Source organism: Pseudomonas sp. Tun-23181, from assembly GCF_057415455.1.
The window spans coordinates 4,623,975-4,639,553 of the sequence record NZ_CM171630.1; the positions used below are offsets into that span (position 1 = coordinate 4,623,975).

Genomic DNA, 15,579 nt, shown 5'->3' on the forward strand with positions numbered 1-15,579 from the left:
GGTAAAATAGTGGCATTAAGCCATTGCTGCTGGCGCCGTCTATTCCGGGCTCATCTTTCCCCACCCGCTGCCGATACGCTGTTCGGCGGTACGCATCGCCACGCGCCATTTTCCACCCACTCCACTACAGGTCGTGTTGATGCTGCAGTACGGGCAAAAAAGCTTTCTGATCGTCGACGACTTCACCGACTTCCGTACGTCGACCCGTTCGATGCTCCGTGAGCTGGGCGTGCGTGATGTGGACACCGCCGACAGTGGAGAGCAGGCCCTGCGCATGTGTGCGCAGAAGCGCTACGACTTCATCCTCCAGGACTTTCACCTGGGCGATGGCAAGAAGAATGGCCAGCAGGTGCTCGAGGACCTGATCCTCGACAAGCTGGTCAGCCATGAGTGCGTGTTCATCATGGTCACTGCCGAGAGCAGCCAGTCCATCGTCCTCAGCGCCATCGAACATGAACCCGATGCCTACCTGACCAAGCCGTTCAACCGCGTCGGCCTGGCCCAGCGCCTGGAGAAGCTGGTGCAACGCAAGGCCTTGCTCAAGCCCATCCTGCAGGCCCTGGACCGTGAGCGTCCGGCCGAGGTGCTGGCGGCCTGTGCCGAGCTGTGCCGGAAGGACCCGCGCTTCGCCCCGTTGTGCCTGCGCTACCGGGCTGACGCCTTGCGCAACCTCAATCGTTTCGACGAGCTGGAGAAGTTCCTCAAGGCCATTCTCGCCAGCCGGCCCCAGCCCTGGGCGTATTCGGCGCTGGGCAGCCTGCTGCACAAGCGTGGCCAGCATGCTCAGGCCCAGGGTGTGTACGAACAGGCGCTCAAGGCATTCCCGATCATGCCGGGGCTGTACGATGGCATGGCCGAAGTGCTGGTGGCCCAGGGCGAGACCCGGCGAGCCCAGCACATGCTCGAAGAGGCGGTACGCCTTTCGCCCCTGGCGGTGCGCCGCCAGGCGGCGCTGGGCAAGCTGGCGCTGGACAACCAGGACTTCGAGAGCGCCTCGAAGGCCTATCGCCACGCGGTGAACCAGGGCCAGAGCTCACGCTACAAGAACCCGGAAAGCAACCTGGGCCTGGTCCAGGCATTGATGAGCAAGAACATCGGCAATGGCCTGGATGCGCGAACCCGCGTCGAGATCAACACGGTGCTCAGCGAGGTGGCCAAGGAGCATGTCGAAGACCAGGGGTTGCAGGTCCGTGCGCGCTTGATGAAGGCCGCCAGCCTGCAGCAGGCTGGCGACCCGGAGACGGCCGCCAAGCTTACCGACCAGGCCATGCAGCGGCTGGAGAAGATGGACCAGTTCTTCTCCGTCGAGGCGGCGCTCACCGTGGCCAAGCAGTTGCAGGCGCTCGGCCAGCCGTCGGCGGGCACCACGATCCTCAAGGGCTGCGTGGAAACCTATGGCGACGATCCCAAGGTCATGCAGAGTGTCGCCAAGCTTACCAGCGACCCGGTGGTGCTCGGTGCCGTCACCGAGGCGGTCGACCTCAACCGCCAGGGCGTGCGCAGCTACCAGGCCGGTCAGCTCACCGAGGCCCTGGAGATGTTCCGCCGGGCATTGTCGTTGCAACCGAAGAACATCAGCATCGCTCTCAACACCACCCAGGCGCTGTTGCGCATTGCTGGCCAGAGCCCATCGCCTGCGATCATGCAGGAGTGCCGCGACTGCCTGCAGAGTGTCGCTGGGATTCCCGCTAGCGACAGCCGCTACGAGCGCTACCGCAAACTGCATATCCGGGTCTTCGGCGCATGAACCACAACGACCAGGGGCTGGATTTCTCCACGGTGATCGCCTCCACCGTGCACGACATGAAAAACTCGCTCTCGGCCCTGATCCAGGCCCACGACCAGTGGCTGGCGCGCCTGCCCGAGGCCCTGCGGGGGGGCAGCGAACAGGGGGTGATGGAGCACGAGTTCCGCCATTTGAACGGCATGCTGGTGCAACTGCTGGGCCTGTACAAGCTGGGGATCAACCAGTTGCCCATCTGCCCGGACTACCACGAGTTGGACGACTTCATCGAAGCCCAGCTCGCTGTCCACCAGGAGGTGCTCGAGCACCGCGATATCCTTGCCACCTGGCGTGTCGACAGCGATAACCCGCTGGGCTTCTTCGACCGTGAGCTGGTCGCCTCGGCGGTGTCCAACGTACTCACCAATGCCATCCGCTACGCCAGCCATGCCCTGTTGATCAGCATCGAGGAAGAGGGGGAGCAACTGGTGATCAGCATCAACGATGACGGCGCAGGGTATCCCGCGCGCATGCTCGAGCCTGAGCAGGAGCATGCCCTGGGTATCGACTCGCGCACAGGCAGCACCGGCCTGGGGCTGCACTTCGCCGCACGCATCGCCGCGCTGCATGAGCGCGACGGCGTGCGGGGGCGGATCGAGATCGCCAACGGCGGGCCGCTTGGCGGTGGGTTGTTCAGGCTGTACCTGCCATAGCGTCCCGACGCGATAGCCTTCAGCCCATGCCCAGCGCGTTGGGCAGCACCAGCGAGATCCACGGCACATAGGTGACCAGGATCAGGAACAGCAGGAGCAGGAGCAGCCAGGGCGCCGCTGCGCGTACCGTCGCCGTCAGGGGCATGCCCGTCACCGCTGAGGTGACGAACAGGTTCAGCCCAACCGGTGGGGTAACCAGGCCGATCTCCAGGTTGACCACCATGATGATGCCCAGGTGGATCGGGTCGATGCCCAGTTGCATGGCGATCGGGAACAGGATCGGCGCCAGGATCAGGATGATCGCCGAGGGTTCCATGAAGGCCCCCGCCACCAATAGCACCAGGTTCACCACCAGCAGGAAGGTCACCGGCGTCAGGCCTGCATCGAGAACCCAGGCGGTGATCTGCTGGGGGAGCTGCTCGGTGGTCAGGACATGGGCGAAGAGCATGGCGTTGGCGATGATGAACATCAGCATGATGCTCAGCTTGGCGGACTCGAGCAGCACCTTCGGGGCTTCTCGCACGCTCATGTCACGGTAGACGAACAGGGCGATGAACGCCGAGTAGACCGCGGCCACCGCTGCCGCCTCGGTAGGGGTGAACATGCCGGTATAGATGCCGCCGAGGATGATCACCATCAGCAGCAACCCCCAGATCGCCTTGCGCGCCGTACTCAGCCATTCCCGCAGGGTAGCGCGCGGCAGGGCGGGGAGGTTTTTCTTCACGGCGATGATGTAGATGGCGATCATCAGGATCAGGCCGAGCATCAGGCCAGGCACCACCCCTGCCATGAACAGCTTTCCGACCGACGTCTCCGTGGCGGCGGCGTACACCACCATCACGATCGAGGGCGGGATCAGGATGCCGAGCGTACCGGCGTTACAGATGATCCCTGCACCGAAGGCTTGTGGATAACCGGAGCGGACCATACCCGCGATGGCGATCGAACCGACCGCCGCCACGGTGGCGGGGCTCGAGCCGGAGAGCGCGGCGAACAGCACACAGGCCAGCACCGCGGCGATCGCCAGGCCGCCCCGTACATGGCCCACGCACGCGTTGGCGAAATCGATCAGGCGCCTGGCCACGCCACCGGTGGTCATGAAGGCACCCGCCAACAGGAAGAACGGGATTGCCAGCAGGGTATAGTGCTCCGAAGTCTCGAACAGCTTGATCGCCAGCGAGCGCACCGAGTCCTGGCTGTACAGCATGATGGTCAGCGAGCCCGCCAGGCCAAGCGAGATGGCGATGGGTACGCCAATGAACATGAGGGCGAACAGCGCGACGAACAGAAAGAGGATGGTCATGGCTTGTCGTCCTCGTGCTCGGTCAGCTTCACTGCCTCCGCTGCCTCGTCCGCCAGGCCCAGGCCGGTCTGGCGACCCTTGAAGATTCGCACCAGGATCTCAGCGAAACGGATGAACATCAGGGCGAACCCCACTGGCACGATCAGGCCGATGTGCCATTGCATGACACCGAAATGCCCCAGGTCCTCGGCGCCGATGCTGGCCTTGAGCAGGGTCTGGATCCACTCCAGGCTGGCGATGCTCAGCAAGGCGGCATAGGCCAGGCAGCACGTGCAGGCCAGCAGGCCGAGGTAGCGCTGGAGGGGTTTGCTGGCCAGCTTCACCAGTGCATCGACACCGATGTGGCCGGCGGTGCGCACGCCATAGGACAGCCCGAAGAAGATCAGCCAGGCGAACAGTGCCTTGGTCAGCGCATTGCTCCATGTCATGGCCTGGGCGGCATCCATGACATGGTCGCCTGCGGCATTGAACAGGTCGGCGCCGGCGCTCCAGTGCTCGGCAAGGCTGTAGAACACGGTGTAGAGGTTGTTGAGGATGACATAGACGAATGTCACCAAGGTCATGGCGGCCAGGAGAAAGACAATGAAGCCTTCCTCGAAATGCTCCCAGATACGTCTCAAGGCATTCATGGGGGGACTCTCCGGTGCGTGACGATGGCTGGCGGCCGGGTTCGGCACTGCCAGCCAACGGGTTCATTGCGCCTGATTGGCCGCTTGGGCCGCTTCGATCAGGTCGGCACCGATATCACCTTCGAATTTCTTCCAGACCGGCCTCATCGCCTGGCGCCACTCCTCGCGTTGCTCCGGCGTCAGGGTGATGATCTCGGTCGTCTTGGCGTCCAGGATGCGCTGCTTGTCGCCCTGGTTGAGCGCTTCGGCCTCTTTGTTCACCTGCGCGGTGACTTCGCTGATGATCTTCTCGAGCTCTGGTTTCACATCCGGCGGTAATCCATTCCAGAACTGCGTATTGGTGATCAGCATGTAGTCCAGTACGCCGTGGTTGGACTCGGTGATGTACTTCTGCACTTCGTGCATTTTCTGGCTGTAGATATTCGAGTACGGATTCTCCGCGCCATTGACCACGCCTGTCTGCAAGCCTTGGTAGACCTCGGCGAAGCTCATCTTGCGCGGGTTGGCGCGCACGGCCTTGAACTGTTCCTCGAGCACTGCGGAAGCCTGGACGCGGAATTTCAGGCCACGGGCATCCTTGGGTTCGTGCAGCGGCTTGTTGGCCGACAGTTGCTTCATGCCGTTATGCCAGTAGGCCAGGCCGGTGATGCCCTTCGACTCCATCGACTTGAGCAGGCCCTGGCCGGCAGGGCTCATCTGGAAGCGGTCGACGGCATTGATGTCGTCGAACAGGAAGGGCAGGTCGAAGAGCTGGACCTGCTTGGTGTACTGCTCGAACTTGGCCAGGGAGGGCGCGATGATCTGCACGTCGCCCAGCAGCAGTGCCTCCATCTCCTTGCCGTCGCCAAACAGCGAGGAGTTCGGGTAGACGTCGACCTTGACCTTGCCTGGCAGGCGTTCTTCTACCAACTTCTTGAACGCCAAGGCGCCTTGGCCCTTGGGGGTGGACTCGGCGACGACATGGGAAAACTTGATGGTGATCGGGTCGGCTGCCTGCGCCAGCGTGGCGCAGCAGAGCGTCAGGGCGCAGCACACAGCCTTGAGTGTGGGAGTGAACATCCAGGTACGTCCTCTTATTGTTGTAGTGGCGAGTTGACCATAAGAGTCTAGGCGTCATTTCCAGGGGTGTTTTGCCTGCGATCAACGATAGCGCCATTGCAGGCTGGCCAACCGAGGCGATCAAGGGTATTAACAGGGGTTGGTTCAACCCCACTGCGTGACTGACGAAGCTGACCATGCCTGCCAATGACACCCCACTGATCCGCGAAACCTTCCCCGTCGGTCCCCTGCAATGCAATTGCACCCTGATCGGCGACCCGCTCAGCAAGAAAGCCATCGTCGTCGACCCGGGCGGTGACCCGGAACAGATCCTCGCGCGCCTGCAGGCCCATGGCCTGACCCTGGTGAGCATCATCCACACCCATGCCCACTTCGATCACTTCCTCGCCTCGGGCAGGCTCAAGGAGCTGACCGGCGCGACCTTGCACCTGCACAAGGACGACCAGCCGCTGTGGGACAACCTGCAGATGCAGTGCCAGATGTTCGGCGTGCCCTATACCCCGGTGCCGCCGCCGGACCGCTGGCTGGACGATGACGAGGAGTTGGCCTGCGGCTGCGGCGTGGCCCTGCATACGCCTGGGCACACGCCGGGTTCGATGAGTTTCTGGTTCGCCGACGCCAAGTTGCTGATCGCCGGCGACACCCTGTTCCGCCGGGGCGTTGGCCGTACCGATTTGTGGGGTGGTGACCAGCGGGCTATCGTTCGCTCCATCAAGGAGCGGCTGTACCGCCTGGATGAAGAGGCGATCGTGGTGACCGGCCATGGCCCGGATACCCGCCTCGGCGAGGAAATGCGCGAAAATCCATTCGTACGGGCCTGAGGATCAGGGAATTTTTCCGTTAGACCATGATCCAAGGCTGGCACAGGTCCGCCCGCGATCCGCTGCACTTTCGAATTTCTGTAGGAGCTTGTCCATGTTCACCATGCGTCGTCTGATTATCGTCGCTACCGCTGCTGCCCTGATGACGGGTTGCGCCAACCAGAACCCCTACGACAACCAGGGGCAGGCGCAGGGTTCCACTGGGATGAGCAAGACCGCCAAGTACGGCGGCCTGGGCGCGCTGGCCGGCGCCATCGCCGGTGCCGCCATCGACCACAACAACCGTGGCAAGGGTGCCCTGATCGGTGCTGCCGCCGTGGGCGCCGCCGCTGCCGGCTACGGCTACTACGCCGACCGCCAGGAAGCGGCCCTGCGCGAGAGCATGGCCAACACCGGCGTCGAGGTGCAGCGCCAGGGTGATCAGATCAAGCTGATCATGCCGGGCAACATCACCTTCGCCACCGACTCGGCGAACATCGCCCCGAGCTTCTATGCACCGTTGAACAACCTGGCCAGCTCGTTCAAGCAGTTCAACCAGAACACCATCGAAGTGGTCGGTTTCACCGACAGCACCGGTAGCCGCCAGCACAACATGGACCTGTCCCAGCGCCGCGCGCAGGCGGTGAGCACCTACCTGACGTCCCAGGGCGTCGACCCGTCGCGCGTCTCGGTGCGCGGCATGGGCCCTGACCAGCCGATCGCCAGCAACGCCGATGCCAACGGCCGGGCGCAGAACCGCCGGGTCGAGGTCAACCTCAAGCCGATCCCGGGCCAGCAGTACGACCAGCAAGGGCAGGTTCAGCAGTATCCGTAAGGCGTCGATAGCAAAAGGGGGCCCTGCACTAATGCTGTTCACTTAAGCCATTGGGGCCGCCTTGCGGCCCTTCGCGGGCAAGCCCGCTCCCACAAGTACGCTGCAAACCTCAAGGAATGCACGATCCTGTGGGAGCGGGCTTGCCCGCGAAGGGCTGCAAGGCAGCCCCAATCGATGTCACATCAGACTCAAGTGAACAGCATTAGCGCGTAGCGGCCCCTTTTTTCACCGCACCGTGCTGGCCTGTATCGCGGTCAGGGCGATGGTATGCACGATATCGTCCACCTGCGCCCCGCGCGGCAGGTCGTTCACCGGCTTGCGCAGCCCCTGCAGCATCGGCCCGAGGCTGACGCAGTCGGCGCTGCGCTGGACCGCCTTGTGGGTGGTGTTGCCGGTGTTCAGGTCGGGGAACACGAACACCGTCGCACGCCCGGCCACCTGGCTTGCCGGGGCCAACTGGCGGGCGATCTGCGGGTTGGCCGCGGCGTCGTACTGCAGCGGGCCGTCGATCAGCAGGTCGTGCTCGGCCTGTTGGGCCAGGCGGGTCGCCTCGCGGACCTTCTCCACTTCCTCGTCGCTGGCCGCCGAATCGCTGGAATAGCTGAGCATCGCCACCCGCGGGGCGATGCCGAAGGCGGCGGCCGACTCGGCGCTCTGCCGGGCGATCTCGGCCAGCTCCGCGGCGCTGGGGTGCGGGTTCATCACGCAGTCTCCATACACCAGCACCTGCTCGGGGAACAGCATGAAGAACACTGACGACACCAGGCTGCAGCCCGGTGCGGTCTTGATCAGTTGCAGGGCCGGGCGAATGGTATTGGCGGTGGAATGCACCAGGCCCGAGACGAGGCCATCGACTTCATCCAGGGCCAGCATCATGGTGCCGATCACCACCGGGTCCTCGAGCTGCTGCTCGGCCATGGGGGCGTTGAGGTTCTTGCTCTTGCGCAGGTCGACCATGGGCTCGACGTAGCGTCCACGGATCAGCTCGGGGTCGAGCACCTCCAGGTCGGCCGGCAGGGTGATGCCCTGGGCACGGGCCACCGCCTCGACGTCCTCGGGCTTGGCCAGCAGCACGCAGCGGGCGATGCCGCGGGCCTGGCAGATCGCCGCGGCCTGCACCAGCAGCGGCTCGGCGCCTTCGGGCAGGACGATGCGCTTGTTGGCCTGTTGCGCACGCTGGATCAATTGATAACGGAACACCGCCGGTGACAGGCGCAGTTCGCGTGGCGTGCCGCAGCGCTGGTGCAGCCAGGCGGCATCGAGATGGCTGGCGACGAAGTCGGTGATGAACTCGGCACGCTCGCGGTCGTCCACCGGGATCTCGCGGTTGAGTGAATTGAGCTGGTTGGCGGTGTCATAGGAGCCGGTGCTCACCGAGAGGATCGGCAGGCCGGCCTGCAGGGCGCCTCGGCACAGCTCGAGGATGCGCGGGTCAGGCTTGCTGTCGCTGGTCAACAGCAGGCCGGCCAGGGGCACGCCGTTGATCGCCGCCAGGCTCACGGCAAGGATGATGTCGTCGCGATCGCCCGGGGTCACCACCAGGGTGCCGGCCTTGAGCAGCGGCACGGTGTTGGCCACGGTCCGGGCGCAGATGATGATGGTGTTCATGCGCCGCTGCTCGTAGTCACCGGCATTGAGCACCTGGGCACCGAGCAGTTCGGCCACGTCACGGGTACGCGGGGCGTTCAGGTCGGCCTGGTAGGGGATGCAGCCGAGCAGGCGGAAGTCGTCGCCGCGCAGCAGCGGCGAGTGCTCGCGCAGGCGGGTGGCGAAGTCGGCCATGCTCTCGTCGGTGCGGACCTTGTTGAGGATCACCCCCAGCACCTTCGGGTCGCGCGGGCCACCAAACAGCTGGGCCTGCAGCTCGACACGCCCGGACAGCTCGCTGAGCACCTCGTTTTCCGGGGCCGAGACCAGGATCACCTCGGCGTCCAGGCTCTTGGCCAAGTGCAGGTTGACCCGTGCCGCGTAGCTGGCGTGGCGAGTCGGGACCATGCCCTCGACCACCACCACGTCGTTGCCGACGCAGGCTTGCTGGTACAGCCGGATGATTTCCTCGAGCAACTCGTCCAGCTGGCCGTCGCCGAGCATGCGCTCGACGTAGGCCAGGCTCAGCGGCGTGGGCGGCTTGAGGCCGTGGGTGCGGGCCACCAGCTCGGTGGAGCGCTCCGGGCCGGTGTCGCCGGGGTGAGGTTGAGCGATCGGCTTGAAGAAGCCGACCTTCAGGCCCCCGCGTTCAAGGGTGCGTACCAGGCCCAGGCTGATGGAAGTCAGGCCGACGCCAAAATCGGTCGGCGCGATGAAAAATGTCTGCATGCGTGCTTCTCGGAATAAGCGGTGCAAGGAATCAACGGCCAAGGGTATCGCTATCGGCCCCCTGAGCGCACCAGCCGCAGGCGAACGCCTGGCCGATGCGCCGCTCGCGTTCGCGTCGATCGAGCACCCACGGGCGTGCCTGCCACGGTGGCTGGTGGCGCAGGTGCTGGGTATGGCCGCAGGACAGATCGACCACCCAGTGGCCGTCCTCGTCCTGGTGGAACCCGATGATCCGACTGATGGGGCGCTGCTCGTCCGTCGCGCGTTCGCATTCAGGCGGTGCCTTGGTTACACTTGTTCGCTCTACATTCTTTTGCAAAAGGTCTTGCCCCATGCTGATCGCCGCCAACAAGGCTGTCTCCATCGACTATACCCTGACCAACGACGCCGGGGAGGTCATCGACAGCTCCGCCGGCGGTGCGCCGCTGGTGTACCTGCACGGTGCCGCCAACATCATCCCGGGCCTGGAGAAAGCCCTGGAAGGCAAGCAGGCTGGCGATGAGCTGAACGTCACCGTCGAGCCCGAGCAAGCCTACGGCGAGTACCTGGCCGAACTGGTCAGCACCCTGAACCGCAGCCTGTTCGAAGGCGTCGACCAACTGGAAGTGGGCATGCAGTTCCACGCCTCGGCGCCGGACGGCCAGATGCAGATCGTCACCATCCGCGACATCGACGGCGACGACATCACCGTTGACGGCAACCACCCGCTGGCCGGCCAGCGCCTGAACTTCAAGGTCAAGGTGGTCGATGTGCGTGATGCCAGCGACGAAGAGATCGCCCACCGCCACATCCACGGCGAAGGTGGCCATCACCACTGATCTTTCTGCGCTAAGCTCAGGAAGTCGCCAGGCGCTCGGGCAAGCCGGACTCCCCTCGACGAGGGTGAACGGTTTGGCCGCGCGCCTTTTTAGTGGGCGGGATTCGCCCCTGCGGCAACCAGGAACCTGAGAGGGGAGTTCATCATGAGTGCATTTCACGACCTGACACTGCAGGCGCTCAACGGCGGGGAACTGCCCCTGGCTCCGTTCAAGGACCAGGTGGTGCTGGTGGTCAATGTCGCCTCCAGGTGTGGCCTGACCCCACAGTACAAGGCCCTGGAGAACCTGTACCAGAAATTCAAGGACAGGGGGTTCAACGTTCTTGGCCTGCCGTGCAACCAGTTTGCCGGCCAGGAGCCGGGCAGCGAGAAGGAGATCCAGGAATTCTGCAGCCTGAACTACGGCGTGAGCTTCCCCCTGGGCGCCAAGCTGGAGGTCAACGGCCCGCAGCGTCACTCGCTGTACCGCCTGCTGGCGGGCGAGGGGGCGGAGTTTCCTGGCGACATCACCTGGAACTTCGAGAAGTTTCTGGTCGGCAAGGATGGCCGCGTCCTGGCCCGCTTCGCACCGCGCACCGCACCAGACGATCCGAGCGTGGTGCAGGCGATCGAGAAGGCGCTGGGTTGATTCCCACAGGGACCGGGGCGATCACACATGATGTGGCTTGCAGGCGCCTTGGGCTTGCACCGGGCCATTGAGGTTGGGGCTGCTTGCAGCCCCAGGTTCCCAGCCCATACCTGCCAATCACCCGAATCAATGATGCTGGGCCTGCCACTCCCCTCGCCCTAAGCTCAGGCGCATTTCTTCATCCCTGGGAGCGCCGCATGTCCACCCACCCCCTGTTCCAGCCCTTCACCCTCGGCACCCTCGAATTGTCGACCCGTGTGGTCATGGCCCCGATGACCCGCACCTTCTGCCCCGGCGGCGTGCCCCACGAGGGCGTGGTGGAGTACTACCGACGCCGCGCCGCGGCCGGTGTCGGGCTGATCATCAGCGAAGGCACCACGGTCGCGCACAAGGCCGCCAACGGCTATGCCAACGTCCCGCGCTTTCATGGCGAAGACGCCCTGGCCGGCTGGAAGAAGGTCGTCGACGCGGTGCATGCCGAGGGTGGGCGCATCGTCCCGCAGCTCTGGCACGTCGGCAGCGTACGCCGCCTGGGCACCGAGCCGGACGGCAACGTGCCGGGCTACGGGCCGAGCGGCAAGGTCAAGGATGGCAAGGTCCTGGTCCAGCAGATGAGCCATGAGGATATCCGCGAGGTGATCGCCGCCTTCGCCCAGGCCGCCCGCGATGCCCAGGCCATCGGCATGGACGGCGTGGAGATCCACGGCGCCCATGGCTACCTGATCGACCAGTTCTTCTGGGCGGCGAGCAACCAGCGCAGTGACGAATACGGTGGCGACCTGGCGGGTCGTTCGCGTTTCGCCATCGAGCTGATCCAGGCCGTGCGTGCGGCAGTGGGCCCGGATTTCCCGATCATCTTCCGCTTCTCCCAGTGGAAACAGCAGGACTACAGTGCCCGCCTGGTCGAGACGCCCGAGGCGCTGGGGGCGTTCCTCGCGCCCCTGGCCGAGGCCGGGGTGGATATCTTCCACTGCTCCACCCGACGCTTCTGGGAGCCCGAATTCCCAGGGGCGGCGCTGAACCTGGCCGGCTGGACCCGCCAACTCACCGGCAAGCCCACGATCACGGTCGGCAGCGTCGGCCTGGAGGGCGAGTTCCTGCAGTTCATGGTGGACACCGACAAGGTGGCCAAGCCCGCCAGCCTGGAGGGGTTGCTGCGTCGGTTGCAGGACCAGGAGTTCGACCTGGTGGCCGTGGGCCGCGCGTTGCTGGTCGACCCGCAGTGGGCGCAGAAGGTCCGCGACGGCCGTGAGCAGGAGGTGCTGCCGTTCAGCCGCGAGGCGCTGTCGAGCCTGGCTTGATCGCCAGAGGCGTGGCCGTGGCCTGGCGCTCCGGGGTGCTCGCCTGCCGACAGGCGCTGTACAGGTGCCCCTCGAACTGTTCGACGATCGCCGCCCAGCCCTGACGGCTGGCATGCTGGCGGGCATTGAGGCGGACCCGGCGCAAGGTTTCGCTTTCTTCCAGCAGCCAGCACGCGGCATCGATGAACGCCGCTTGGTCGCCGGGCATGGCCAGGGCCCCGCTGTGGCCGTGGCGGATATGCTGGGCGGCCGCGGCCTCGTCGTAGGCGACGACGGCCAGGCCCGAGGCCAGCGCTTCGAGGACCACGTTGCCGAAGGTCTCGGTCAGGCTGGGGAACAGAAACAGGTCGCCGCTGGCGTAGTGTTCGGCCAACACTTCGCCGCGTTGCGCACCGCAGAAGACGGCATCGGGCAACTGCTGCTCGAGCAGCTCGCGCTGCGGCCCGTCACCCACGATGACCAGGCGCATGCGCCGTTGTGGATAAGCCTTGCACAAGGCCTCCAGGCAAGGGCGCAACAGGTTGAGATTCTTTTCCGCGGCCAGGCGGCCGACATGCAGCACGGCAATGTCGTCCGGGCCCAGGCCCCAGCTATCACGCAGTGCCTGGCTGCGTTTGGCCGGATTGAACAGGCAGGCATCGACGCCACGGGCCATCAGGGCCAGGCGCTCGAAACCGCGCCGCTCCAGCTCCAGCCGCTGGCTGGCGCTGGGCACCAGGGTGGTCGCGGTACGCCGGTGGAACCAGCGCAGGTAATGGGTGAGCAGGCGGGTCAACAGACCCAGGCCGTATTGCCCGGAATACTGCGGGAAGTTGGTATGGAAGCCACTGACCACCGCGATGCCCAGGCGCCGTGCGGCGCGCAGGGCGCTGAGGCCCAGCGGCCCCTCCGTGGCGATGTACAGGACGTCTGGCCGCTGCCGGCGCCAGCGTCGCAGCAGGGTATGCATGGAGATCTCGCCCCATTGCAGGCCCGGGTAACCGGGCAGTGCCCAGCCTCGGCAGAGCAGCAGGTCGTCGTCGCCGTGGGCGGCAGCGTCGCTCGCCTGGCGTGGGCGCACCAGTGCCACCTGATGCCCGCGCTGGCGCAAGCCCTCGCTCAACCGGCCAAGGGTGTTGGCCACGCCGTTGATCTCGGGTGGGAAGGTCTCGCTGACGAGGGTGATGCGCAGGGCCGGTGTATTCATGGCGAAAAGTGTCCGCCTACAGGGTTGCGGCCCTGTGACGGTCTTGTGATGGACAGGTTACAGGGGCCTGCAAAGCCACATCATCTGTGATCGACTCGGCGCCCTGTGGGAACCGGCTTGGCGGCGATCGGCTGCACAGCAGCCCAGGATTTCAACGACGCTCACGCACCCAGAACAGCGTGGCCCCGGCCACCGCCGCCGGCATCATCAGCACGTTCACCAGCGGGATCATCAGCGCCAGGTAGGTGATCCCGCCAAACCCCAGCGACTGCCAGCGTTTTTCGCGCAGCCAGGCGAGCATGTCCTGCCAGCTCATCTTGTTGTTGTCCGCCGGGTAGTCGATGTACTGGATAGCCATCATCCAGATACCGAAAATCAGCCACAGGGGCGCCGCGATCACGTTGACCACCGGAATCAGCGACAGGATGAACAGGCCGATGGCCCGTGGCAGGAAATAGCCGAGCTTGCGCATCTCGCGGCCGAAGGTGCGCGGCACCATGGCCGCCAGTTCGCCCCAGCTGAAGGCCGGGAAGTTGTCTTCGCCGCGCACCACCACCTCGACCTTCTCGGCGAGGAAGCCGTTGAAGGGGGCGGCGATCACGTTCGCCACCAGGGTGAAGGTGAAGAACACCATCAGGATCACCAGGACGACGAACAGCGGCCAGAGGATGTAGCTGAGAAAGCCCAGCCAGTCCGGCAGGCTCGGCATCAGTGCGTCGACCCACAGGCTGAACTGGTGCGCGGCGAAGTAGATCAGGCCGCCGAACAGCAGCAGGTTGACCGCCAGGGGCAGCAGGACGAACAGCCGCAGGTTCGGGCTCATGACCAGTTTCAGCCCTTCGCGCAGGTACTGGGGGCCAGAGAGGACGGGGGCTTGCATCGAGACGCTCCGGATAAAGGGAAAACGCGCTGACCTTACCGAGTTTGCCGCGCCGACGAAAGGTGTCAGGGCATGGGGAAACGGGCTGTAACAAAGCACAGCGGTCGGTTTCCATCGGTTTTGTCTGTAGATAGAGGTTGTCTATAAGGTGGATTGTCGAAGGATATTTCCTTAATCTCTGCCACCTCGCTAAAGTGCGCTCAACTTTAGGTTTCCGGGCCTGCGCGTAGTAGCCTTCCCCAAGTGCTGCGCGGGCCCCTTTTAATTCCAGCTGGTGCCACCGGCACATCGATGCCGGCCTCGTGCGTCCCGCTCCACAGGAGTTCGACATGTCTGAAGTACGTCATTCGCGCGTCATCATCCTCGGTTCCGGCCCTGCCGGTTACAGCGCTGCGGTCTATGCGGCCCGTGCCAACCTCAAGCCGTTGCTGATCACCGGCATGCAGGCCGGCGGCCAGTTGACCACCACCACCGAAGTCGACAACTGGCCGGGCGACCCCCATGGCCTGACCGGCCCGGCCCTGATGCAGCGCATGCAGGAACACGCCGAGCGTTTCGAGACCGAGATCGTCTTCGACCACATCAACGCCGTTGACCTGGCCAGCAAGCCGTTCACCCTGCAGGGCGACAGCGGCACCTACACCTGCGATGCACTGATCGTCGCCACCGGTGCCAGCGCTCGCTACCTGGGCCTGCCTTCGGAAGAAGCGTTCATGGGCAAGGGCGTTTCGGCCTGCGCTACCTGCGACGGTTTCTTCTATCGCAACAAGCCGGTGGCCGTGGTCGGTGGTGGCAACACTGCCGTGGAAGAGGCCCTGTACCTGGCCAACATCGCCAGCAAGGTGACCCTGGTGCACCGTCGCGATACCTTCCGCGCCGAGAAGATCCTGGTCGACAAGCTGCACGCCCGCGTGGCCGAAGGCAAGATCGAGCTCAAGCTCAACGCCACCCTGGACGAAGTGCTGGGTGATGACATGGGCGTGACCGGTGCGCGCCTGAAGAACAACGACGGCAGCAGCGACGAGATCAAGGTCGACGGCGTGTTCATCGCCATTGGCCATACCCCGAACACCTCGCTGTTCGAAGGTCAGCTGACCCTCAAGGACGGCTACCTGGTGGTCAACGGCGGCCGTGAGGGCAATGCCACCGCCACCAACGTCGAGGGTGTGTTCGCCGCGGGCGACGTGGCCGACCACGTCTATCGCCAGGCGATCACCTCCGCTGGCGCCGGCTGCATGGCCGCGTTGGACGTCGAGCGTTACCTGGACGGTCTGGCGAACGCTTCGTTCTGAGTGCCAGCCCCTTCAAGGGGGCTGGAGCCAGGCACCTGATAGGGCTGTTTTGCAGCCCTATCACGACACAAGGCCACTCCTGCGGATACCGCGCCGC

General features: G+C 64.8%; 15 protein-coding genes. 8 read left to right on the forward strand and 7 right to left on the reverse strand.

Annotated features, from left to right (window positions below):
- Positions 1–139 precede the first annotated feature (139 nt).
- A complete protein-coding gene (locus ACDI39_RS21865) occupies positions 140–1,747 on the forward strand; it encodes a tetratricopeptide repeat-containing response regulator (protein WP_253101322.1) in 1,608 nt (535 codons plus the stop codon).
- Positions 1,744–2,436, forward strand: a complete 693-nt coding sequence (locus tag ACDI39_RS21870; protein WP_253081753.1) for a sensor histidine kinase — start codon at positions 1,744–1,746, stop codon at positions 2,434–2,436. Before ACDI39_RS21865 ends, ACDI39_RS21870 begins: the two co-directional genes overlap by 4 nt.
- 19 nt (positions 2,437–2,455) lie before the next feature.
- On the opposite strand, the gene dctM is transcribed toward ACDI39_RS21870, so the two are convergent.
- From dctM to dctP, 3 genes are all read right to left on the reverse strand, one after another.
- On the reverse strand, positions 2,456–3,739 hold the full coding sequence (gene dctM / locus ACDI39_RS21875; RefSeq protein WP_225788542.1) for a C4-dicarboxylate TRAP transporter large permease protein DctM: 1,284 nt from the start codon (positions 3,737–3,739) through the stop codon (positions 2,456–2,458).
- The gene (locus ACDI39_RS21880) at positions 3,736–4,368 is read right to left on the reverse strand and encodes a TRAP transporter small permease (protein ID WP_225788543.1); all 633 of its coding nucleotides are present in this window, start codon (positions 4,366–4,368) and stop codon (positions 3,736–3,738) included. The genes dctM and ACDI39_RS21880 overlap by 4 nt, the downstream gene beginning before the upstream one ends.
- A 63-nt stretch (positions 4,369–4,431) precedes the next feature.
- The gene (dctP, locus tag ACDI39_RS21885) at positions 4,432–5,427 is read right to left on the reverse strand and encodes a C4-dicarboxylate TRAP substrate-binding protein DctP (RefSeq protein ID WP_225788544.1); all 996 of its coding nucleotides are present in this window, start codon (positions 5,425–5,427) and stop codon (positions 4,432–4,434) included.
- Positions 5,428–5,603: 176 nt separating this feature from the next.
- Here dctP and ACDI39_RS21890 point away from each other — a divergent pair, with 176 nt between their 5' ends.
- Together ACDI39_RS21890 and ACDI39_RS21895 are read left to right on the forward strand one after the other, a co-directional pair.
- On the forward strand, positions 5,604–6,248 hold the full coding sequence (locus tag ACDI39_RS21890) for an MBL fold metallo-hydrolase (protein ID WP_253081755.1): 645 nt from the start codon (positions 5,604–5,606) through the stop codon (positions 6,246–6,248).
- A 94-nt stretch (positions 6,249–6,342) separates the two neighbouring features.
- Positions 6,343–7,062 (forward strand): YiaD family glycine zipper/OmpA-like lipoprotein, encoded by a 720-nt coding sequence (locus tag ACDI39_RS21895; RefSeq protein WP_225788546.1) that lies wholly within the window; start codon positions 6,343–6,345, stop codon positions 7,060–7,062.
- A 225-nt stretch (positions 7,063–7,287) separates the two neighbouring features.
- Here the strand turns inward: ACDI39_RS21895 and pta are convergent, their stop codons facing one another.
- Complete coding sequence (pta, locus tag ACDI39_RS21900) at positions 7,288–9,378, reverse strand: phosphate acetyltransferase (protein WP_225788547.1); 2,091 nt, start codon at positions 9,376–9,378, stop codon at positions 7,288–7,290.
- A 31-nt stretch (positions 9,379–9,409) separates the two neighbouring features.
- A complete protein-coding gene (locus tag ACDI39_RS21905) occupies positions 9,410–9,712 on the reverse strand; it encodes a DUF3565 domain-containing protein (protein WP_225788662.1) in 303 nt (100 codons plus the stop codon).
- On the opposite strand from ACDI39_RS21905, the gene ACDI39_RS21910 reads away from it, so the two are divergent.
- The 3 genes from ACDI39_RS21910 to ACDI39_RS21920 all read left to right on the forward strand — a co-directional run bounded on the left by ACDI39_RS21910 (position 9,711) and on the right by ACDI39_RS21920 (position 12,124).
- Entirely contained in the window at positions 9,711–10,196 is a 486-nt protein-coding gene (locus tag ACDI39_RS21910) for an FKBP-type peptidyl-prolyl cis-trans isomerase (protein ID WP_225788548.1), read from the forward strand. The two genes, ACDI39_RS21905 and ACDI39_RS21910, sit on opposite strands and share 2 nt — an antisense overlap.
- 144 nt (positions 10,197–10,340) lie before the next feature.
- Positions 10,341–10,823, forward strand: coding sequence for a glutathione peroxidase (locus ACDI39_RS21915; protein ID WP_225788549.1), 483 nt, complete (start codon positions 10,341–10,343; stop codon positions 10,821–10,823).
- Positions 10,824–11,020: 197 nt separating this feature from the next.
- On the forward strand, positions 11,021–12,124 hold the full coding sequence (locus ACDI39_RS21920; protein ID WP_253081402.1) for an NADH:flavin oxidoreductase: 1,104 nt from the start codon (positions 11,021–11,023) through the stop codon (positions 12,122–12,124).
- On the opposite strand, the gene ACDI39_RS21925 is transcribed toward ACDI39_RS21920, so the two are convergent.
- Complete coding sequence (locus ACDI39_RS21925; RefSeq protein ID WP_225788551.1) at positions 12,093–13,310, reverse strand: glycosyltransferase family 4 protein; 1,218 nt, start codon at positions 13,308–13,310, stop codon at positions 12,093–12,095. The two genes, ACDI39_RS21920 and ACDI39_RS21925, sit on opposite strands and share 32 nt — an antisense overlap.
- A gap of 151 nt (positions 13,311–13,461) precedes the next feature.
- Positions 13,462–14,190, reverse strand: coding sequence for a sulfate transporter CysZ (gene cysZ, locus ACDI39_RS21930; protein WP_225788552.1), 729 nt, complete (start codon positions 14,188–14,190; stop codon positions 13,462–13,464).
- Between the two features lie 329 nt (positions 14,191–14,519).
- Here cysZ and trxB point away from each other — a divergent pair, with 329 nt between their 5' ends.
- Positions 14,520–15,482, forward strand: a complete 963-nt coding sequence (gene trxB, locus ACDI39_RS21935; protein ID WP_225788553.1) for a thioredoxin-disulfide reductase — start codon at positions 14,520–14,522, stop codon at positions 15,480–15,482.
- Positions 15,483–15,579 lie beyond the last annotated feature (97 nt).